General features: G+C 72.2%; 14 protein-coding genes. 4 read left to right on the forward strand and 10 right to left on the reverse strand.

The annotated features are described in order from the left end of the window. Nucleotides 1–5 precede the first annotated feature (5 nt). The 8 genes from OEIGOIKO_RS03655 to OEIGOIKO_RS03690 all read right to left on the reverse strand — a co-directional run bounded on the left by OEIGOIKO_RS03655 (nt 6) and on the right by OEIGOIKO_RS03690 (nt 11339). Nucleotides 6–608 (reverse strand): chemotaxis protein CheB, encoded by a 603-nt coding sequence (locus tag OEIGOIKO_RS03655; RefSeq protein WP_170251541.1) that lies wholly within the window; start codon nt 606–608, stop codon nt 6–8. Between the two features lie 50 nt (nt 609–658). Then, nucleotides 659–976 (reverse strand): SDR family oxidoreductase, encoded by a 318-nt coding sequence (locus tag OEIGOIKO_RS03660; protein WP_125051789.1) that lies wholly within the window; start codon nt 974–976, stop codon nt 659–661. Continuing rightward, nucleotides 952–2043, reverse strand: coding sequence for a glutamate--cysteine ligase 2 (locus OEIGOIKO_RS03665; protein WP_125058418.1), 1092 nt, complete (start codon nt 2041–2043; stop codon nt 952–954). Before OEIGOIKO_RS03665 ends, OEIGOIKO_RS03660 begins: the two co-directional genes overlap by 25 nt. 121 nt (nt 2044–2164) lie before the next feature. Beyond that, the gene (gene sbnA / locus OEIGOIKO_RS03670) at nt 2165–3148 is read right to left on the reverse strand and encodes a 2,3-diaminopropionate biosynthesis protein SbnA (RefSeq protein WP_125051791.1); all 984 of its coding nucleotides are present in this window, start codon (nt 3146–3148) and stop codon (nt 2165–2167) included. A 79-nt stretch (nt 3149–3227) separates the two neighbouring features. Next, a complete protein-coding gene (gene sbnB / locus OEIGOIKO_RS03675) occupies nt 3228–4328 on the reverse strand; it encodes a 2,3-diaminopropionate biosynthesis protein SbnB (RefSeq protein WP_125051793.1) in 1101 nt (366 codons plus the stop codon). Continuing rightward, nucleotides 4325–5329, reverse strand: a complete 1005-nt coding sequence (locus OEIGOIKO_RS03680) for a TauD/TfdA family dioxygenase (RefSeq protein WP_125051795.1) — start codon at nt 5327–5329, stop codon at nt 4325–4327. Before OEIGOIKO_RS03680 ends, sbnB begins: the two co-directional genes overlap by 4 nt. Before the next feature lie 51 nt (nt 5330–5380). Further along, entirely contained in the window at nt 5381–8584 is a 3204-nt protein-coding gene (locus OEIGOIKO_RS03685; protein WP_125051797.1) for a non-ribosomal peptide synthetase, read from the reverse strand. A 16-nt stretch (nt 8585–8600) separates the two neighbouring features. After that, nucleotides 8601–11339 carry a Pls/PosA family non-ribosomal peptide synthetase gene (locus OEIGOIKO_RS03690; RefSeq protein WP_125058419.1) on the reverse strand — a complete coding sequence of 913 codons (2739 nt, stop codon included), beginning with the start codon at nt 11337–11339 and terminating at the stop codon, nt 8601–8603. A gap of 358 nt (nt 11340–11697) precedes the next feature. On the opposite strand from OEIGOIKO_RS03690, the gene OEIGOIKO_RS03695 reads away from it, so the two are divergent. Together OEIGOIKO_RS03695 and OEIGOIKO_RS41390 are read left to right on the forward strand one after the other, a co-directional pair. Further along, on the forward strand, nt 11698–14463 hold the full coding sequence (locus OEIGOIKO_RS03695; RefSeq protein ID WP_125051799.1) for an ATP-binding protein: 2766 nt from the start codon (nt 11698–11700) through the stop codon (nt 14461–14463). A gap of 552 nt (nt 14464–15015) precedes the next feature. Next, on the forward strand, nt 15016–15174 hold the full coding sequence (locus OEIGOIKO_RS41390) for a hypothetical protein (protein WP_154806356.1): 159 nt from the start codon (nt 15016–15018) through the stop codon (nt 15172–15174). Between the two features lie 139 nt (nt 15175–15313). On the opposite strand, the gene OEIGOIKO_RS03700 is transcribed toward OEIGOIKO_RS41390, so the two are convergent. Both OEIGOIKO_RS03700 and OEIGOIKO_RS03705 read right to left on the reverse strand, forming a co-directional pair. Continuing rightward, nucleotides 15314–16762, reverse strand: a complete 1449-nt coding sequence (locus OEIGOIKO_RS03700) for a glyceraldehyde-3-phosphate dehydrogenase (RefSeq protein ID WP_125051801.1) — start codon at nt 16760–16762, stop codon at nt 15314–15316. A gap of 540 nt (nt 16763–17302) precedes the next feature. After that, entirely contained in the window at nt 17303–18403 is a 1101-nt protein-coding gene (locus tag OEIGOIKO_RS03705; RefSeq protein ID WP_125051803.1) for an NADH:flavin oxidoreductase/NADH oxidase, read from the reverse strand. A 493-nt stretch (nt 18404–18896) separates the two neighbouring features. Between OEIGOIKO_RS03705 and OEIGOIKO_RS03710 the strand changes: the two genes are divergently transcribed. Continuing rightward, the gene (locus tag OEIGOIKO_RS03710; RefSeq protein ID WP_125051805.1) at nt 18897–19409 is read left to right on the forward strand and encodes a VOC family protein; all 513 of its coding nucleotides are present in this window, start codon (nt 18897–18899) and stop codon (nt 19407–19409) included. 162 nt (nt 19410–19571) lie between these two features. Then, complete coding sequence (locus tag OEIGOIKO_RS03715) at nt 19572–19841, forward strand: GlsB/YeaQ/YmgE family stress response membrane protein (protein ID WP_125051807.1); 270 nt, start codon at nt 19572–19574, stop codon at nt 19839–19841. Nucleotides 19842–19900 lie beyond the last annotated feature (59 nt).

Below are 19900 nucleotides of genomic sequence, written 5' to 3' on the forward strand. Positions count from 1 at the left end.
TGCCGTCAGTTCTTCTGACCCGAGGCGGCGAACGCGCGGATCATCTCCTCGATGTCGTGCAGGCCCAGCACATGGTCCACCTCGCCGGCCTCCAGCGTGGCCCGGGGCATGCCGGGATAGTCGGCGGTGTGCGGGTCCTGGACCACGACGGTGCCGCCGCTCTCCTTGACGGCCCGGGCCCCCGCCGCGCCGTCGCGCCCGGTCCCGCTGAGCACGAAGGCCCAGGCCCGGTTTCCGTAGTGCTCGGCGACCGAGGTGAACAGCCGGTCCGCGGCGGGCCTGACCCGGTTCACCCGTTCCGTGCCGGACAGGGTGAGGACGCCGCACGGCCCGACGAGCAGATGCCGGTCGGGCGGCGCCAGGTGGACCCGTCCGGCCACGGCGCGCTCACCGTCCCGGGCCATGGCGATCGGCACCCGCGTACGCCGCTGGAGGACCGTGGCGAGCAGCGTGCGGTGACGCGGACTGAGGTGCTGTACGACCAGGATGGGCACCGGCGGCCCCACGGTGAAAGAGCCGAACAGCTCCAACAGCGCGAACACTCCTCCGGCCGAGGCGGCGATGGCCACCATGGCGCAGCTCTCGTCGATGCACCGTGACGCTGCCATACGGCGAGCCTAACGGCGGACGGTCACATCGACGCCCCGCACATCCCCGTTCACTTCTCCGGCGGAGGCGGCAGCGTCGGGTTCTGACCGTCGAGTATCCGCTGGGCCCGATGTTTGACGTGATTCCTGCACTCCGGGTGGGTCAGGACGTGGAAACGCTCCTCGCGGACGGCCCGTACCACCGCGTCACCGATGGTGCGCGGGGGAACGCCGAAGTCCTCGAAGGCTTTCCGGGCCGCTTCGGCCGACCGGTTGGCCGGGACCGGGCCCGCGTCGGAGTAGCGGGCCGGCCGGTTGCGCTGGGAGTGCCCGCTCCCCTGCCCGTACCGGCAGTGTGCCCGTCTCAGTCGAGCGTGCGCCGTACGCACTCGGTGACCACGTCCCGCAGGCTGCCCGTGCTGCGCAGCAACTCCCGCTGCACGCGGGCGCCGTTGCCCGTCTTCAGCAGGTCCGCCAGCGCCTCCTGGGCGGGCATGAGGTCGCCGCTGTCCTCCAGGGCGTCGCGTACGTGGTCGAACAGGGCCCGCACGACGGCTTCGGCCGGGGCCGGACGCATCGTCACGGGGTGGATGAGTTCGCCTTCCAGGCCCGACCGGGCGGCGCGCCACGTGGCCAGGCGCAGCAGCGCGACGGTGTGGCGGCCGGGCGGGACGCCGTCGTGCCACTGGCGTACCGACGTCTCCACCAGGCCACGGATCAAGGTGGCCAGCAGCACGGTGGTGGACGGGTCCAGGCACACGTCGGCGACCCGGGTCTCCACGGTGGGGTACGAGTGGGACAGGCGCGCGTCGAAGTAGACCATGCCCGCGTCCTTCAGCACGCCGCTGGCGGTCATGTCGCCGACCTGCTCGTGGTAGCGGTCGGCGGTGCCGAACACCTCCACCGGGCCTGCCGACGGCCAGCGTCCCCACACCCGGTTGCGGTAACTGCCGTACCCGCTGTCCTCGCCCTGCCAGAACGGCGAGTTCGCGCTCATCGCCAGCAGTACGGACAGCCAGGGCCGCATCCGGTCCAGTACGGCCACGCCCTCCTCGTCGGAGTCCACCGAGACGTGGATGTGGCAGCCGCACGTCAGCTGTTCCTGGACGGTGAGGCCGAAGTTCTCGGCGAGCCACTGGTGGCGTTCGCCGCTGCCGATGGCCGGGCTCACCTTCAGCGGCGAGGTGGCCAGGGCGGCCACCGACGCCCGTACGCCCTCGGCGTGGCGTGCCGCCTCCGCACGCCAGCGCCGGATCTCCTTGGCCAGATCGCCCATGTCCGTCTGCGGCCGGGTGGCGAACTCCAGTTGCTGCCGGTGCAGCTCGCTCTCGAAGACCTCCTCGTTGCCCAGCGGGTCACGCGACGCCGCCGCGAGGACCGCCGCCGAGAGCGCCCGCGGCTCGCCGGTCCGCGCGTCCACCAGCAGCAGTTCCTCCTCCACACCCACACTGCGCACGTCGTCCACCCTTTCTCCGCTTCCGGAACCGCTCGCGTACCCCGGCCCCGGCCGCTCACGCCCGGTGACTTCCCGGGCCGCGGTGAACCGGCCGGGGCCCTTCGGCGACGGCGTTCGCAGATCAGGCGGACCGTGCGGCCGCCAGACCGTCGGTGGCGAGCAGTTCCTCGCCGTAGGCGTCCCGCAGCCAGGTGGTCCGGTAGACGGTGTCGAGGTAGCGCTCACCGAGGTCCGGGGCGATGGCGACGGCGGTGAAGCGGTGCGGACGGTGGCGGCTGAGCCAGGCGGTGGCGCCGCTGACGACGGTGCCGGTGGAACCGCCGAAGAGGAAGCCGCGGCCGGCCAGCCGGTGGCAGGCACGGACGGTGTCCGTCTCCTCCACCCGGACCACCTCGTCGACGAAGGACGTGTCGAGCAGCTGCGGCGGGACGCTGGTGCCCAGGCCGGGGATCATCCGGCGGCCCGGGGCGCCCCCGAAGGACACCGAGCCGACGCTGTCCACCGCGACGACGCGCACCGGCCGGTGCCACGTACGGAAGTAGCGGGCGCAGCCCATGAGTGTCCCGGTGGTGCCGGCCCCGACGAACAGGACGTCCAGGCGCGGGAACTGGCGGGCGATGGCCGGTGCCGTGCTGCGGTAGTGCGCCTTCCAGTTGTCGGGGCTGGTGAACTGGTTGAGCCAGACGTAGCGGTCGTCGGAGGCGGTCAGGTTGCGTACGTAGTCGATGCGCGCGCCGAGGAAGCCCTGGCCGGCGTCCGGCTCGGTGATGACATGCACCTGACTGCCCAGTGCCTCCATCATCCGCAGGGCCGAGAGGTTGCAGCGGGCGTCCGTCACGCACAGGAACCCGTAGCCTTTGCTCGCCGCAATGATGCTCAGCGCCACGCCCAGATTTCCGGACGAGGACTCGACCAGGGTGGCCCCCGGTGTGAGCACCCCGTCGCGTTCGGCGGCCGCCACCATCTCCGTGGCGGCCTTCAGTTTGATCGAACCAGCGAAGTTGAAGCCTTCGCACTTCAGGTAGAGCGGGTGCCCGAACGTCGCCCGCAGGTCGACGTAGAGGTCCTCCTCGTTGAAGTCCAGCGGCAAGGATATGACTGGCACTTTGTCCCCCCTCGTTCTGCAGTGCACGCAGTCGTTCGTCCGGACCGGCGCGGCCGGTACTTCTGTACCGGCACCGCGTTCATCCGTACCGGCGTAATTCGTGGAAGAAGTCGTCGATGAGGTGCAGGTCCCCGGTGCGGGCCACCGCGTCGTGGACGAAGGCGCCGACGGCCAGGTCGAGCACGCCCAGGCCGAAGGGCGAGAAGACCACCGTCCGGTCCGCGGGCACCCGCACCCGGCCGGCCAGCACGTCCGCCAGCGTCCCGGTGACGAAGTCGCGGCCGCCGCTGAGCTGTTCGGCCAGGTGGGGTGAGGTGCCGGCGCGCAGGCAGTGGTCGGCGTCGTCGACGATGTTGGCCGCGGCGAGCAGGATCCCGGGGGCCAGGTCGCGCAGCGACACGTGCAGCACCAGCGGGTGGTGCGCGAACCACGAGAGGTCGCTGACGTGCGGCCGGGCGGCGACGGTGGCGAAGACGACGAGATCGCTGGTACGGATCAGCTCCCCGGGGTCGGTGTGCAGGGTGACCTGGGCGGCGGTTCCGGCCGGGGACTCTTCGCGTTCCGTTCCGGCCGACGATTCCAGGTACGCGCGGAAGCCCGCCGCGCTGTCGGCGGACACGTCGTACACGCCGATCGCGTCGAACTGCCAGCCGGTGGCGGCCAGGAAGGTGTGGATGTAGCGGGCGATCAGGCCGGTGCCGACGAAGCCGACGCGGCGCGGTCGCGGGCGGCCGCGGCTGAGCCGGTCGGCCGCCGCCGCCGCGGACGCCGCCGTCCTGGTGGCGCTGATGATCGAGCTTTCCAGGCAGGCGTACGGGTACCCGGTGACATGGTCGTTGAGGATCAGCACGGCCGAGGCCCTGGGCAGGCCGGCGGCCACGTTCTGCGGGAAGCTGGAGATCCACTTGAGGCCGTCCACCGGCGTGGGCCCGCCGAGCGAGGCGGGCAGCGCGATGATGCGGGAGTCCGGGCGGTCGGGGAAGCGCAGGAAGTACGACGGCGGGTCGACCGTGTCACCGGCGCCGTGCAGCCGGTAGGTGGCTTCGACCAGCTCGACGATCTCCCGTTCGCGGCCGCGCAGGGCGTGCTGCACCTGGGCGCCTGAGATCACCGCGAAGGACGGCGCGGTGCGCGGCGCCCGCGGTACGGGCTCCGTCCCGGCGGGGCGGACGAGCGTCATGACGCGATCGCCTCCGCTCCGGGCGCGCGGGCGGTCAGGTGCACCGCGTCGGTCATCGCCACGAGCACTTCGCGCGGCCCTTCGTAGGGCTCCCTGCTGTGGGCCGTACGGACGTTGTCGACGACCATCAGGTCGCCGGGCTGCCACGGCTCGCGCGCCGTGTGGTCCTCGTAGACGGTGTTGAGCACCTGCACGACGTCCTCACCGATCGGGTCGCCGCCGCCGTAACGCGTGTCGAAGGGCAGCGCGTCGGCGCCGTACATGTCGGTCAGGTACTCGCGCACCTCGGGGTCCATCGTCCAGGCGTTGAGGAAGGCGATCTGGTTGAACCAGCAGCGGTGGCCGGTCACGGGGTGGCGCAGCACGGCGCCGCGCCGCTGCCGGGTGCGCAGGCCGCCGTCCGGCTGCCAGGCGAAGTCGATGGCGTGGCCGCGGCAGTAGCGTTCGACGGCCCGGCGGTCGTCGGTGCCGAACGCCTCGGTCAGGGAGGCTCCGACCTCGTCGTTGTAGCTCCTGGTGAGCAGCCAGCCCTCCCGTTCGAAGCGTCCGGTCAGCTCGGCGGGCAGCGCGTCGAGGACGGCGCAGGCGTCGGCGACCGCGGTGGCGCCGCCGCTGCCCGGTGCGGTCAGGCAGGCGAAGAGCAGCAGGCCGGGGGCGTCGAGGGTGTAGCTGAGTTCGTGGTGCATGCACATCGGCTGGTAGGGCGGCCACTTCGCGGAGGAGTACACGCCGTCGGCGTACTCCCGTCGCGGGGCGAACGCCTCGCGTTCCGTGAGCAGGCCGGTGGCCAGGTGCCGGAAGACGGCGCCGGCCTGGTCGGCGTCGTGCAGCCCGAGGCCGCGTACCAGGACCGCGCCGTGCTCGACGGCGAGGGTGCGCAGGGTGTCCCGGTATCCGGCGGCCCAGCTCGCCGCGTCGCCGGTGGGTTCGGCGAGGAGGACCGGGGGCGTGCCGGGGAGCAGGTTCAGGTCGAGTGGCGGAGTGGCGGGCGGGTGGGGCATCGGAGGCCCTTTCGGTCGTGGGTGGCGGTCCCCAGGAGAGATCCGGGACCTTCAGGAGGACGTGTGGAGTTCGGCGGCGCGCAGTACCGCGCGTGCCGTGTCGGCCGGCCGGGTGCGCGGGAAGTGGTGGCCGCCGGTCGTCAGGACGTACAGCTCGACGTGTTCGGCCAGCGGTCCCCAGTCCCGGTGGCGATGCCGGAAGCGCGCGGTCCGCGGGTCGTCGGCGGCGACGACCGCGGTGACCGGTGTGGACAGCCGCGCGGTGGGCGGGGCGGCCAGCGCGTGGGCGAGGTAGCGGTGAGCCGGTTCGTCAGCGGCGGCGTGCTGGTCGTGGCCGTCACCGGGCAACTGCGCGCCGATGAACAGCCGCCGGGCCGCCGTACCGCGTTCCTCCAGTTGCCTGGCCGCCTCCACGGCGTACGCGGCTCCCGAGGCGTGCCCCCACAGCAGCGGCCCGGTCAGGCCGAGGCGGACGATGCCGGCGACGATCTCCGCGACGGTCTCCTGGACGTGCCGTGCGGATGCCGCGGGCGGGTGGGCCGGTGCGGACGTTCCGGTCGGTGCGGACGTTCCGGTCGGTGCGGACGTTCCGGTCGGTGCGGACGCGTCGGTTCCGGGCAGCTCCACCGCGTAGACCGCCCGCCCGCTGTCGCGCAGCGCGTCGGCCAGCGGCTGGAAGGCCGCCGCGTCGGCGCCCGCCCAGGGGAAGCACACCAGGGCGCCGTCGTGCGCGCCGTCCGGTGCCGTCAGCGGCCGCAGCAGCGCCGCGCCCGGCTGCCGGGACCTGCCGTCGAGCACGTCCGCCAGGTCGGCGAGGACCGGGTGCCGGGTGACGTCCTTGAGGGAGACCGCGCGGTCCAGGAGGATCGCCAGTTTCACCGCGGCCAGCGAGGTGCCGCCCCGGTCGAAGAAGTGGTCCCGGCGGCCGACGCGGCTCTGCGGGACGCCGAGCACCGTGGCCCACGCGGTGGCGAGCCGCCGCTCGGCCGGTGTCCGGGGCGCGAGGTGCCCGCCGTCCGCGTCGTCGAGTGCGGCGGCGAGGGCCGCGAGGGCCTTGCGGTCGGTCTTGCTGTTGGCGGTCAGCGGCAGCGGGCCGTCGTGCCGGTGGAAGACCGACGGCACCATGTACGCGGGCAGCGACTGCTCCAGCCGGCTGCGCAGCAGGCCGGTCGCGAGGAGGCGCGGGCCGCGGTAGAAGGCCACCAGGCGGGCGCCCTGGCCCGCGCGTTCGGTGACGATCACGGCGCCGTCACGGACGCCGGGCACGCGCAGCAGGGCGTTCTCCACCTCGCCGGTCTCGACACGGAAGCCGCGGACCTTGACCTGGGCGTCGCGGCGCCCGAGGAATTCCAGTTTCCCGTCGGGCCGCCAGCGCCCGAAGTCTCCTCCCTGGTAGAGGCGTTGTCCGGGCCGGTGGGGGTCGGTGCCGAAGCAGGCGCGGGTGCGTTCGGGGTCGTTGACGTAGCCGCGGCCGACGCAGACGCCGGAGAAGACGATCGCGCCGGGGGCGCCGAGCGGCACCGGTGCGAGGTGCTCGTCGACGACGTACACCCGTACGTTGGCGACGGGCGGACCGAGCGGGACCCGTGCCCCGCCGGGTGCGCCGCGCATCACCTCGTGGTTGGTGTCGTCCGAGGTCTCGGTCAGCCCGTACGCGTTGACCAGGGCGGTGCCGGGCCGGACGGCGAACCAGCGCTGGGCCAGCTCCGGCTTCAGCGCCTCACCGGTCGCGGACACGTACCGCAGGTCGGGCAGGGCGCGGGGGTGCTGCTCCAGGTAGGACAGGACGGCTTCCAGGTAGGACGGTACGACCTGGAGGACGTTCACCCGGCCCTCGGTGATCCGGTCGACGAACCGGGGGACGTCCAGGATCGCGTCCTGTTCGACCAGGAACGTCCGGCCGCCGACGAGGAGCGCCGCGATCAGCTGCCACAGCGAGATGTCGAAACACTGGGGCGCGGTCTGGGCGACCGTCCGCCCCGGGCCGATCCCCAGGTCGTCGATCTTCGCGAAGAGGTGGTTGAGCAGGCCGGCGTGCTCGCACATCGCGCCCTTGGGCTCGCCGGTGGAGCCGGAGGTGAAGTAGATGTAGGCGAGCTGTCCGGCGGTCACCGCGGTGCCCAGGTCGCCGTCGGCGTGCTCTTCCGCGTACGCCGTGCCGACGGTCAGGCACCGCACCTCGGGCAGGTCCTTCAGGGCCTGGTCGAGGGTGCCGGTGCTGCCGTGTTCGGTCAGCACGAGGGCGCAGCCCGCCCGGGCGAGGACGGTGGCGATGCGGTCGGCGGGGAAGTGCGGCTCGATCGGCAGGTAGACGCCGCCGGCTTTGAGGACGGCGAGGACGGCGGCCGTCCAGTCGAGGTTCCGCTCGGTGACCACCGCGACGACTCCTTCGCGGCGCAGCCCGCGGGCCAGCAGGGCCCGGCCGAGCCGATTGGCGCGGGCGTTGAGCTGCGCGTACGTCCAGCTGCGGTCGCCCTGGACGGCCGCGACGGCGTCGGGGTGGCCGGCCGCCCGCTGTTCGAAGAGCTCGTGCGCACGGTGACCGGGCAGGTCCCTGCGGGGGCCCGCGAGCCCTTCGAGCTGGTGGTGGAGTTCGTCGGCGGAGAGCAGGCTCTGCCGGGTGTGGTCGGCGTGCGGGTCGGCGGCGATCAGCGCGAGGGCGGTGAGGTGGTAACCGGCGATCCTGGCGGCGCACTCCGTGTCGAGCGCGTCGGTGCGATGGCGCAGCCGCAAGGTGAGGCGGCCGTGGCACCGGACGACGCCGACCGACAGGACGACGCCCTCGGGAAGCCGGTCACCGGCGTCGTGCGGATCGAAGACCGCCTCGGACAGCAGCTGCTCCCGGTCCGGCCGGCGCGCCGGCTCGCCGGGCCGCACGTCCTGGTGCGCCAGGAGCCGGGACTCGGCGCGGCGGGTGTGCAGCACCAGGGCCCGCCACGAGCCGGGGGCGGCCGTCAGCCGGCAGGGCAGCGGCCGGCCGCCCGCCGTCGCGGCGTACCCGGTCGTGACCTCCTGATCGCCGGTCAGCGCGGCGAGCACCTTGGCGTGTGCCGCCAGCAGTACGGTCCGCAGCGGCACCGCCAGTTCGTCCGCGACGCGCCCCAGATCCGTGACGAGACCGGCCGGGACGGCGGCCCGGTACTCGGCCAGTCCGGGTACGGGCCGGTGTGTCCACCGCGGAACGGCGGTGAAGCCGCCGCCGTCGAACACGTCGCGCCAGTACGCGCGGCCGGCTTCCTCCGCTGACTTCGCCATCGGTTTTCCTCCGCTCTCAGTCCGTACGCTCGGGGTGGTGCGGTGCCTGCGAACCGCTCCGCGGGGTGGGGGCGGGCGGCTCCCCGGCAGGTGTCTCCCTGGCCGGCAACTCCCTTGCGGGCATCTCCCGAGCGGGCATCTCCCGAGCGGGGTTTCCGCCCCACCGCGCGTGCCGGGGCACCTCCTCTCCCTTCATCAGGAAGGAGTCGGGCGCGAGCGTCGCGCCGTCGCCCACCGTGACCCCGTAGTGGACCAGGGCCCCGGTGCCGAGAGTGCAGCCGCTGCCGATGACGATGCGGTCGGACTTGAAGGTGCCGTCCTCCTGCGAGTGGCACTGGATGACGCTGCCCGCGTTGAGGGTGCAGTGGTCCCCGATCGTGACGAGGGAACGTTCGGGCATGCCGCAGCCGTCGTCGTACAGCCGCCGTCCGAGCCGTACGCCGAGCGCCCGCCAGACCAGGCTCTTGAACGGGGTGCCGTTCAGGAAGCGCGACGGCATGGCGTGCAGCTTCCAGAAACGTTCGTGCCGCCAGAAGTACGGGGCGTAGATCGAGCAGTACCGCGGCGTCAGGCGCCGGAACCCGGTGACGGCCCGCTCGACGCACACCGAGTACGTGACGGAGAAGAGCAGCGCCAGCACGGAGGCCGCCGCGACCGCCACGGCGCCGAGCGTGTGGTACAGGTCTGCGGCGGCCCAGGCGAGCAGGGTCAGGACGTACACCTGCGCCCAGCGGACCAGCAGGTACAGGCCCATCGTCCGGAGGTTGTAGGCGTTCTTGGCGGCCAGGTGGCGCCGGAGCGCATCACCTTCCCGCAGGTGGTCGAAGGCGGCGTCGCGCTCGACGGAACGCGGGATCTCGAAGCAGGGCGAGCCGAGGAGGCCCACGCCTTCCCGTACGGGCCCGTCGAGGGGGACCGCGACCTTCGTCGCGAGGAGGCAGTTGTCGCCGGTCCGGCCCCCGGGCGGGTAGCAGACGTCGTTGCCGAGGAAGTTGTGGGGCCCGATCGTGACACGGGAGAGGCGGAAGGAGGTCCGGGAGTACTCCGCGTTCATGAGGGACAGGCCGTCGGCGACCATCGTGCCGCTGCCGACCGAGCTGAGGTACGGGGACTCGTGCTTCACCTCGGTGCCGAAGTTGGAGCCCGTCTGCTCGACGCGGGACAGGTCGTAGCCGAGGCGGCCGAGGTAGGCGACGACGTAGGAGCTGTCGCCGAAGAGCGTCGTGAAGAACTTGACGTTGGTCATCCGCGCGATCGTGCGGTGCAGCGAGTAGTGCAGGCCGTACATCCGGTAGTCCCGGCCCGGCTCGATGGCGAGGTGGAGCAGCCGGGGCACCGTGATCACCACGAGAAGTCCGGTGATCAGCGTGCCGAAGAAGAGCGCGGCCGAGGCCGCCAGTGCCTCGCCGTAGAACGGCCACCCCGTGAAGGCCAGCGGCCCCGAATCCAGCAGCGACGCGAGGCGCGGCACCGCGGCCAGCAGCATGCTGACGCCGCCGATGGCCAGCGGCAGGTACACGAGCAGGACGCTCAGCAGTTGCAGGGTTCCGTAGGCCATGCGCGGAGTGCTGCGGAAGGCCGCGTCGGGCGTCCGGTGACCGGCCTCCGTACGCTGCGCGGGCGAGCCGTGCCAGTGCTCCCCGGCGGGCACGGCCTGGCCCGTGTGCAGGGAGGAGGCGTGGCCGAGCCGGGCCCCGTCGCCCAGCGACGTGCCGATGTCCAGCACCGTCGCCTCGCTGACCAGCACGTCCCTGCCGAGGACGACCGGGCCGGTCCGGATCACTCCCGCGTCGGCCCGGTAGCAGGTGAGGTACGCGTCCTTGCGGACGACCGTGCCAGCGCCGACGGTCAGCAGGTCGGTGCAGACGGGCACGTGCTTGGACAGGATCGTGACGTCCCGGCCGATCTTCGCGCCCAGTGCCCTGAGGTAGCCGGTGTAGAGCGGTGAGCCGGTGAAGAGGACCAGCGGATTCGTCTGCACGAGTGTCCTGACGGCCCAGAACCGGAAGTACGCCAGACTCCAGACGCGTAACTCCCGCTGCGTCCACCGCCCGACGAGCACCCACTTGGCGAGGACCGGGAAGGCGCACAGTCCGAGGAACACCGCTGCTCCGAAGAGGACCGCGCGCACGTAGACGCCGCCCGCGCCGGACGCGCCGGACATCCAGTCCCAGCCGCGGGCGGTGACGACGGCGGCGAGGCAGGAGTAGCCGAGGAACGTCAGGAGTTGCAGGGTGCCGCAGAGGATGTACGCGGGTGTGCCGACGGGGCGCGGGGGCGGCGGCCCGGAGGCGGCCGGGGCCGGGTCAGCGGGCGGGGGTGCGGTGGAGGCCGGAGCCGGGGCCGGTGGCTGTCCTGGTGCGGTGTCTGCGGTGTCGATGAGGGCCGCCGCCAGAGCGGTGATCGTCGGGTACCGGTAGACGTCCCGCATCGACACCGACGGAAGACCGGCGCGTTTCCTGACCCGGGCACAGAAGTGGGCCATGACCAGTGAGTCGGCACCCAGGTCGGTGAAGAAGTGGGCGTCGGGCGCGACATGGCCGACGTGGAGGACGTCCGCCAGTACCGCGGCGAGGACGGCGGCGGGGGCGGCTGGTCCGGCCGGTGCGGAAGGTGCTGCCGCTCCGGACGGTCCGGCTGCTACGGACGCGGTGGCTGATCCGGACGATGTGGCCGATTCGGAAGGTGCTGCTGGTTCGGACGGTGCCGCTGATTCGGACGGTGCCGCTGGTGGCGCCTCGACGGATTTCCCCACCACGTGACCTCCTCGGAGGGCGGAGTCACGGGGCCCGGCGGATCGGACCCCTCGCCGTTGGAGGCGTGAACGGCTGGGGAACACCGTGAAAATTCACGTAACACCCGGGAAAAGCACCACGGTCCGGGCCGTGTGACGGAGGCCGTACGCCGTAGGGGCGGTACGCCCGCGGCCGCCGTACCGCCGCTCCCGCCCCTGGCCCACCGCTGGCGCCGCGCAGCTCACCGATCCCCCGACGGCCCGTCGGCGCCCTGCACAACCCGCAGGTCAGACCCGTTACCGGCAGAAGAGGAAACCGGTTTCGGTTGTTTCGCCGCCCGGCGTGAACCTATTCTCGCGAGCGGGGGGTGGCGCTTCGATGCGCCGCTGGGTTGGAGCGTCGAAGATGGTGTCGGCCGGAGGACCGAGGGAACTGCCCGCGCCGCTGACGACCTTTGTCGGCCGGCGCCGCGAAGCCGCCGGAGTCTGTGCGCGCCTGGAACGGAACCGGCTGGTCACCCTGACCGGGGCCGGCGGGGCGGGCAAGAGCCGGCTCGCCGTCGAGGTGGCCACGAGTCTCACGTCCCGCTACCGGGACGGGGCACGCTTCGTGGAACTGGCCGGACTGAGCGAGCCGTTGCTGGTCGCCCACGCCGTCGCGGCGGGGCTGGAGGTCCAGGAACAGGCGGGGAGAACGCTGCCGGACATCCTGGTGGAGCGGCTCCGCGACAAGGCCATGCTGCTGGTGCTGGACTGCTGCGAACATCTCGTGGAAGCGGTCGCGCAGCTCGTTCTGCCGCTGCTCTCCGCCTGCCGGAACCTGCGTGTCATGGCGACCAGCCGGGAGCGGCTCGGCATTCCCGGTGAGGCCCTCTGGCCGGTCACGGGGCTCGCCACGCCGCCCGCCCAGGCCGCCGGGGCCGATGTCCTGGAGTACGACGCGGTCCGGCTGTTCGTGGACCGGGCCACGGCGGTCGAGCCGGGCTTCGCGGTCACCGAGGCGAACGCGGCGGCGGTGGCCGAGATCTGCCGGAAGCTGGACGGTCTGCCGCTGGCCATCGAACTGGCCGCGGCACGGACGAACGCGCTCGACGCCGAGCAGCTCAGCAGCTGGCTCGACGACCGGTTCCGGCTCCTGGCCTGGGAGACCCGGGCCCCGCTGCGCCGCCACCGGACCCTGGACAGCGTCGTCGAGTGGAGCTACGACCTGCTCAGCGAGCCCGAACGGAAGCTGTTCGAGCGGCTGTCGGTGTTCGCCGGCGCCTTCACCCTGGACGCCGTGGAGGCCGTCGCCACGGAGGAGGCCGGCCCCGCCCGCCCGGGCGAGCTGCTCCTGCGGCTCGTCGACAAGTCGCTGGTGACGGTCGTCCCCCGGCACTCCCCCGCCCGCTACCGGCTGCTGAAGACGCTGCGCGCCTACGGGCTCGCCCGGCTGCGGCGGCGGGGCGAACTGGGCCCGCTGTCCGCGCAGCACGCCGCGTACTTCCACGACCTCGCCGAGCAGGCGTGGGAACGGTTCCGCAGCCCGCACCAGGCGGTGTGGGTGGACCGGCTCAAGGCCGAGCACGACGATCTGCGTGCCGCCCTCGAATGGCTGATGGTCTCCCGCGACGTCGACGGCGCGGTCCGCCTGGCCGGGGCCCTCGCGTCCTTCTGGGACATCCAGGGGCGCTACGCCGAGGGACGCGTCTGGCTCGAACGGGCGCTGGGAGCCGACCGGAACGCCGCCGCCAAAGGCCGCGTACGGGCCCTGAACGGGCTGGGACTGCTCGCGGTGATCCAGGGGGACCCGGAGCGTGCCTGGCTCTCCTGCTCCGAGGCCGAGCGCCTGTCGCGGCGCGACGGGGACCTGCCGGGGCTGGTGTGCGCCCTGCAGTACCTAGGGTTCGGCGCGCTGCTGCTCGGGAACCCGGACGCCGCGGTGGAGACGCTGGGCGAGTCGCTGACGGCCGCGCTGAAGACCGACGATCCGTGGCTGGTGGGCTGGTCGTACCTGTTCCTGGCCATGGTGGAGGTCACCCGGAGCGACTTCACCCAGGCGGAACACCACGGCCGGACGGCGTTCCGGCTGCTGTGCGAGTCCGGGGAACCGAAGAGCATCGCCTGGGCCGAACTCACCCTCGCCACCGCTTCGTGGGGCCTGGGTGACGTGCGGGACGCCCGTGCCCGTACGGGAGAGGCGCTGCGCCTGTTCCACCGGCTCGACGCTCCGTGGGGCCTGGCCGAAGTCTTCCAGGTCACCGCCATGCTGGCCGTCTCCCACCACCACTACGAGCAGGCCGCCGCGCTGTTCGGCGCGTCGGACACGGCCCGGAAGAAGTCCGGCGCCGCGCTGCTGTCGTTCCTCAAAGGCTGGCGGGCGGCCGGCATCGCCAAGGCCCGCAGGGAGCTGGGCGACGGGCGCTTCGAGGAGGCCCGCGACCACGGCCGGCAGTGGCCGCCGGCGACCGCCGTACTGGCCACCGCGGCGGAACTCGGTACGGACCCGCCGCTCCCGTCCCCCGCTCCGGCGGAACCGCGCGGGACCGACGACCCGCCTGCGGCACCGCCGCACCAGGCTTCGCTGCACAGGCGGGGGGACTACTGGGCGCTCGCCCACGACGGCCGCACCGTCCACCTCAAGCACACGGTGGGCCTGGGCTACCTGGCCCGGCTGCTCGCCGCGCCCGGCCGGGAGTTCCCGGCCCGCGAACTGGCCGCGGCCGACCGCGGTACGGCACGCGGCGGCCCGTCGGCGCCGGACGCTCCGGTGTCCCCGGGGACCGGCGACGCCGGGCCGGTCCTCGACGCACGGGCGAAGGACGCCTATCGCAGGCGGCTGCGCGAGCTGGCCGAGGAGTTGGACGAGGCGGAACGTTTCCACGACAGCGGGCGGGCCGAACGGGCCCGGGTCGAACTCGACGCCGTGACCGAGCAGCTGGCCGGCGCCGTCGGCCTCGGCGGCCGCGACCGCCGGGCCGCGTCCGACAGCGAACGGGCCCGGCTGAGCGTCACCAAGGCCCTGAAGGCGGCGGTGAAACGCATCTCCGTGCACGACCCCGTCCTCGGACAGCATCTGGAGCGCAGCGTCCGGACGGGTGCGTACTGCTCGTATGCGCCGGATCCCGCCACCCGGATCGGGTGGGACGGCGGCGCACCTGGCTGAAAGACGCCGTCCGGCCGGGGAACGGGTTCCTCGGCCGACCTCCTGGTGGGACAGTCGGCGCCGCGATGTGCTCCAGAGGCCCCTGCGGCGTTCCGTAACCGGAACGCCATGTCGTTTCCGGACATTCTCTGAATAACGGCGTGGCGATGTTGAGATGGGTGTACTCGGTCTGAGCGCGGGGTGCTGTGGTGCGGGTCGAGGAGCAGTTATGTATTGCAGCCGGTGTGGTGCTCAGGTGATTCAAGGACCGGATGGCGGGTGGTCGTGCAACTGTGGAGCGTCCGGATGACAGAGGGTGAACCAAGGCCGGGTGGCGTGGGCACCGGGGAGGCGGCCGGGCGGTGGCCGGAGTACTTCACCACCGCACCGTGTCCACGCTGCCAGACGGCCAACGACGGACTGAACGGCCGCTTCGCCTGCGATGCCTGCGGCCATGCGTACTCCTTCCACGTGGCGCCGTGACGTCCACGCAGCGCCGGGACCGGCGGACCGGTTCCGGGGCGCGGCGGGAATTCCCGTTGCAACACGGCGGGCGCCGGGTAGGAGGGGTATGTGGAATTTGTGGTGGTGTTACTGCTCGGCTCGGTGCTCGTCGGCGGGCTCGTGCTCTTCGTCATAGAAGCCGGCGTACGGCGCACGCGGTCCATGGCCGCCCGTGACGACCAGGAGATCAGCGAGTTGCGCCGGCGTTACGGTGACGGCCGGTGGTAGCGGCCGCCAGTGACGGCCGACGGCGGCAGCGGGAGGGTGATCTGAGCGCCTTTCAGGGCCGGTCGCCTTCCTGCTGCCGCCTGGTGGCCGGGTAGCCGGGCCGGCCGACGGTCCGGGCCGGTTCAGCCGGGTGTCCGGGTCAGCCCGTCACCGGCGCCGGGTAGGTCGGGTACTCCACCCCGGAGACGTACTGGACGACGCGGATGACCTGGCAGGAGTAGCCGAACTCGTTGTCGTACCAGAGGTAGAGGATCGCGTTGTCGCCGTCGACCTTGGTGGCGCCGGCGTCGACGATCGAGGCGTGCCGCGAGCCGATGAAGTCGTTCGAGACCGCGTCGGGGGCGCTGGTGAAGTCGATCTGACGCCGCAGCGGCGAGGTCAGCGACACGTCGCGGAGGTGTTCGAGGACCTCGTCCCGGCTGGTCTCGCGGGCCAGCTGGAGGTTGAGGATCGCGATCGAGACGTCCGGCACCGGCACCCGGATCGAGCTGCCGGTGATCTTCGCCTGGAGGCCGGGCAGCGCCTTGGCGACGGCGGAGGCGGCACCGGTCTCGGTGATGACCATGTTGAGCGGCGCCGAGCGGCCGCGGCGGTCGGCCTTGTGGTAATTGTCCAGCAGGTTCTGGTCGTTGGTGAACGAGTGGACGGTCTCGACGTGGCCGCGCAGCACACCGTACTCGTCGTCCATCGCCTTCAGCGGCGGGACGATGGCGTTGGTGGTGCAGGACGCGCAGGACAGGATCTGCTCGTCCGGCTTGATCGTGTCGTGGTTGACGCCGTGCACGATGTTGGGGACGTCGCCCTTGCCCGGCGCGGTCAGGACGACCTTGTCGACGCCGGGGCGCAGGTGCTTCGACAGCCCCTCGCGGTCGCGCCACTTGCCCGTGTTGTCGATGAGGATGGCGTCCTTGATGCCGTACGCCGTGTAGTCCACCTCCGACGGGTCGTCGGCGTAGATCACCTTGATCACGTTGCCGTTGGCGACGATGGTGCTGTTCGCCTCGTCGACGGTGATGGTGCCCTGGAACTGACCGTGGATGGAGTCGCGGCGCAGCAGCGAGGCGCGCTTGATGATGTCCTGCTCGCCGCCCCTGCGGACGACGACGGCGCGCAGCCGCAGGCCGTTGCCGGAGCCGGCCTTCTCGATGAGCAGCCGGGCGACGAGCCGGCCGATGCGGCCGAAGCCGTAGAGGACGACGTCGCGCCCCTCCCGGCGCTCGATCTTGTCGGCGCCCAGGGCGCCCGCGACGGCCTCGGCGGTGAACTCCGCCACCGACAGGCCGCGGTCGTCGGCCTTGTAGGTCTCGGCGAGCCGGCCGATGTCGATCTGGGAAGGACCGAGGTCGAGAGCGGTGAGGGCCTGCAGGAACGGGAACGTCTCGGTGATCGAGAGCTCCTCGCCCGCTATCTGGCGCGCGAATCGGTGCGTCTTCAGGATGCTGACCACCGACTTGTTCACCAGGGAGCGGCTGTGGAGCAGGACCGTGACGTCCCGTTCCCGGTGCAGCTTCCCGATGATCGGGATCATCGACTCCGCGATCTCCTCGCGGTTCTTCCAGTTTGTGAACGAGTCCTCGTTGACAGTCACAGGTCCATCTTTCGAGCTAGGCGGTGCTCAGATGCTAACCCCACCGCTCTTTCGTTGTGCACGGGGTGCCGTGGTGACCGGCGACACGTCCGCCTTGATTGACGCGCTCATGACAACCAAGGCGCACTATCCGCCGCGCGAACGAGAGCCGAGTCGGCAGCCGCGCGCCGTGACCACGATCATCCTCTGCGCCGAACCTGTACCGTTCCCCGAGACCGATGTCCCTTGAGACCGATGTCCCCCGAGCCTGATGCTCTTCGAGCTTGATGCTCTTCGAGCCCGATATCGGCTGCGCGCCATACGGGGCGCGCGCACACATTCCCCCACCGGGGGCCTACCCAGGCGTAGCCGCGCCGAAGCTCACGCGGCGGGTACCCGGCCGCCCTGCCGCGCGCCACACGGGACCCGTACACACATTCCCCCACCGGGGGCCTACCCAGACGTAGCCGCGCCGAAGCCCACGCGGCGGAAAGCAGCGCGCCCCGCCGGGCCGGGCGCCCGTCGTACGGGCATCCGGTCCGGCAGGGCGCGCCGCGCATCTCAGGAGCGGTGGTACGGGTTGGGGATGTGGACGTCGGCGCCGAGCTCGCGGGCCGCGTTACGGGCGAAGTACGGGTCACGCAGCAGCTCACGGCCGATGAGGACGGCGTCCGCCCGGCCGTCCACGACGATCTTCTCGGCCTGCTGGGCCTCGGTGATCAGACCGACCGCGCCGACCGGCAGCCCGGTCTCCTTCTTGACCCGCTCGGCGAAGGGCACCTGGTAGTCCGGGCCCGCCACGATCTTCGCGCCGGGGGCGTTGCCACCGGTGGAGGTGTCCAGCAGGTCCACGCCGTGCGCCTTCAGGTCGGCGGCGAAGCGCACGGTGTCCTCGGCGGTCCAGCCCTCGCGCTCGTCGTCCGCGTTCTCCGACAGCCAGTCCGTCGCCGAGATCCGGAAGAACACCGGCAGCTCCTCGGGCCACACGGCCCGCACCGCGTCCACGACCTCCAGCGCGAACCGGGTGCGGTTCTCGTACGAGCCGCCGTACTCGTCGGTGCGCCGGTTGGTGTACGGCGAGAGGAACTCGTTGATCAGGTAGCCGTGCGCGCCGTGGATCTCCGCGACCTCGAAGCCCGCCTCCAGGGCCCGCCGCGCGGTCGCCGCGAACTGCCCGACGATCTCCTGGATCTCCTCGGCCGACAGCTCCGCCGGCTCGGTGGACGCCTCGTCGAACGCCAGCGGGCTCGGGCCCACCGGCCGCCATCCGTGCCCCTCACCGGGAGCGATCGCGGCGCCGCGGTCCACCCACGTACGCTCGGTGGAGGCCTTGCGTCCCGCGTGGGCGATCTGGATGCCGGGGACGGAGCCGTGCGCCTTCAGGAAGTCGGTGATGCGGCGGAACGCGCCGGTCTGCCGGTCGTTCCAGAGCCCCAGGTCGTACGGGCTGATGCGCCCCTCGGGGCTCACCGCCGTCGCCTCGGTCAGGATCAGCCCCGTGCCGCCGGCGGCACGCGAGGCCAGGTGCTGGAAGTGCCAGTCGTTGGGCACGCCCTGCTCCGGACCGTCCGGCGCCGCCGAGTACATGCACATGGGAGCCATCCATATGCGGTTGGGGATGGTCAGCGACCGGAGGGTGAGGGGCTCGAACAGTGCGCTCACGACGGACTCCCGCGTTCGGTGGGGCTTCGGCTTGATGCTCGTACGATAGCCCTCGTAGTACGGGGTCTGTCAAACTACGAAGGTTCTCGTACTTGCGGTGGCCCGCGGCGGGGTGCGGCGGGGGGACGCGCCGGCGCACGCGAACGGGGCCGGCCCTCGATGGGTCCGGCCCCGCACGTCGTTCCACGCCGCTGTACCGTCCGGCTCGCGGCGTACCCCCGTACCGTCGCGACCGGCCGTCCGGCCCAAAGCACCGCCCTGGGCCGACCGGCTCACGATAAGGGCCCCCGGACGACTCGTTCGAGCGATTTTTGACGCCCCCGGGTGAGCTTCGCGGCGCGCACCTCCACGGGATGCCACAGCGTGGGAACCGGGCAGCGCGCGGCTCGCGGACCGCGCGACTGTTCAGGTACGGCCGCACCGGACACCCGCAGGGGTGCACCCCGTCCCGTACCGCCGCTCCGCATCGCGGCACCCCGAGGAGGACGCGCCCATGGCCACGCGCGGCATCGACCACATCGGCGTCACGGTCCCCGACATCGACGCGGCGACCGCCTTCTTCGCGGCCGCGCTGGACGCGGAAGTCCTCTACGACACGCTGCCCCGGGAGGAGGGCCCCAACGGGGGCGAAGACGTCGAGCGGCGCCTCGGGGTGCCGCGGGACACCGCGCAGACGGCCATACGGATGCTGGCCCTGCCGAACGGGCCCGGCATCGAATTGTTCGAGTTCACCGGTCCGCGGCAGCGGTCTCCGGCCATCCCCTGCGACCTGGGATGGCAGCACCTGGCCTGCTACGTGGACGACCTGGATGCCGCGGTGGTGCGGGCCGAGGAGGCGGGCGCCGTGGCTCTCGGGCCGCCGCGGCCCCTGCCCGGGCCGGAGGAGGGGGCGCGCAACCGGTTCGCGTATCTGCGCACCCCTTGGGGCAGCACGCTGGAACTGCTGACCTACCCGGACCCGCAGCCGTACGAGCGGACGGCCCGCCGACGCCGGTGGCGCCCCTGAGCACCACAGCCGCACGGCGGCGCCGGAGGGGCCGAGGGAGCGCAAGGGCGGATCGGAGGGGTCGCACGGAGAACCGATGCACTTGCAGTGTTTCGATCCGCAAAAGCGGGAAACACCAGAGTCGAAGCGTTTTGATCTTATTTGTGAACGAGGTGAGCTGCCATGGGAATCATCGCGTGGATTCTGATCGGGTTGCTGGCGGGTGCGATCGCGAAGGCACTGATGCCGGGTAAGGACCCGGGTGGGTGCCTCGTCACCATGCTGATCGGCATCGTCGGTGGGCTGCTGGGCGGCTGGCTCGGCAAGGTGATCTTCGGGGTGGAGTCGATCAACGGCTTCTTCCACCTCTCGACGTGGATCGCGGCCATCATCGGCTCGGTGATCGTCCTGGCGATCTACCGCGTGACCATCGGCCGTAAGCAAGGGCACTGACGCGGCACCACCGAACGGCGCGAAGAGCCGGTCCCCCGCTGGCGGGGGACCGGCTCTTC

The sequence above is a fragment of the Streptomyces paromomycinus genome, assembly GCF_003865155.1.
In the GTDB taxonomy this organism is placed as follows: domain Bacteria; phylum Actinomycetota; class Actinomycetes; order Streptomycetales; family Streptomycetaceae; genus Streptomyces; species Streptomyces chrestomyceticus.

Bases quoted from the DNA above. Each gene is read 5' to 3' on its own strand.
- OEIGOIKO_RS03655 (WP_170251541.1), bottom strand. From the start codon at position 608: ATGGCAGCGTCACGGTGCATCGACGAGAGCTGCGCCATGGTGGCCATC.
- OEIGOIKO_RS03695 (WP_125051799.1), top strand. From the start codon at position 11,698: ATGCGCCGCTGGGTTGGAGCGTCGAAGATGGTGTCGGCCGGAGGACCG.
- OEIGOIKO_RS03680 (WP_125051795.1), bottom strand. From the start codon at position 5,329: ATGCCCCACCCGCCCGCCACTCCGCCACTCGACCTGAACCTGCTCCCC.
- OEIGOIKO_RS03710 (WP_125051805.1), top strand. From the start codon at position 18,897: ATGGCCACGCGCGGCATCGACCACATCGGCGTCACGGTCCCCGACATC.
- sbnB (WP_125051793.1), bottom strand. From the start codon at position 4,328: ATGACGCTCGTCCGCCCCGCCGGGACGGAGCCCGTACCGCGGGCGCCG.
- OEIGOIKO_RS03685 (WP_125051797.1), bottom strand. From the start codon at position 8,584: ATGGCGAAGTCAGCGGAGGAAGCCGGCCGCGCGTACTGGCGCGACGTG.
- OEIGOIKO_RS03715 (WP_125051807.1), top strand. From the start codon at position 19,572: ATGGGAATCATCGCGTGGATTCTGATCGGGTTGCTGGCGGGTGCGATC.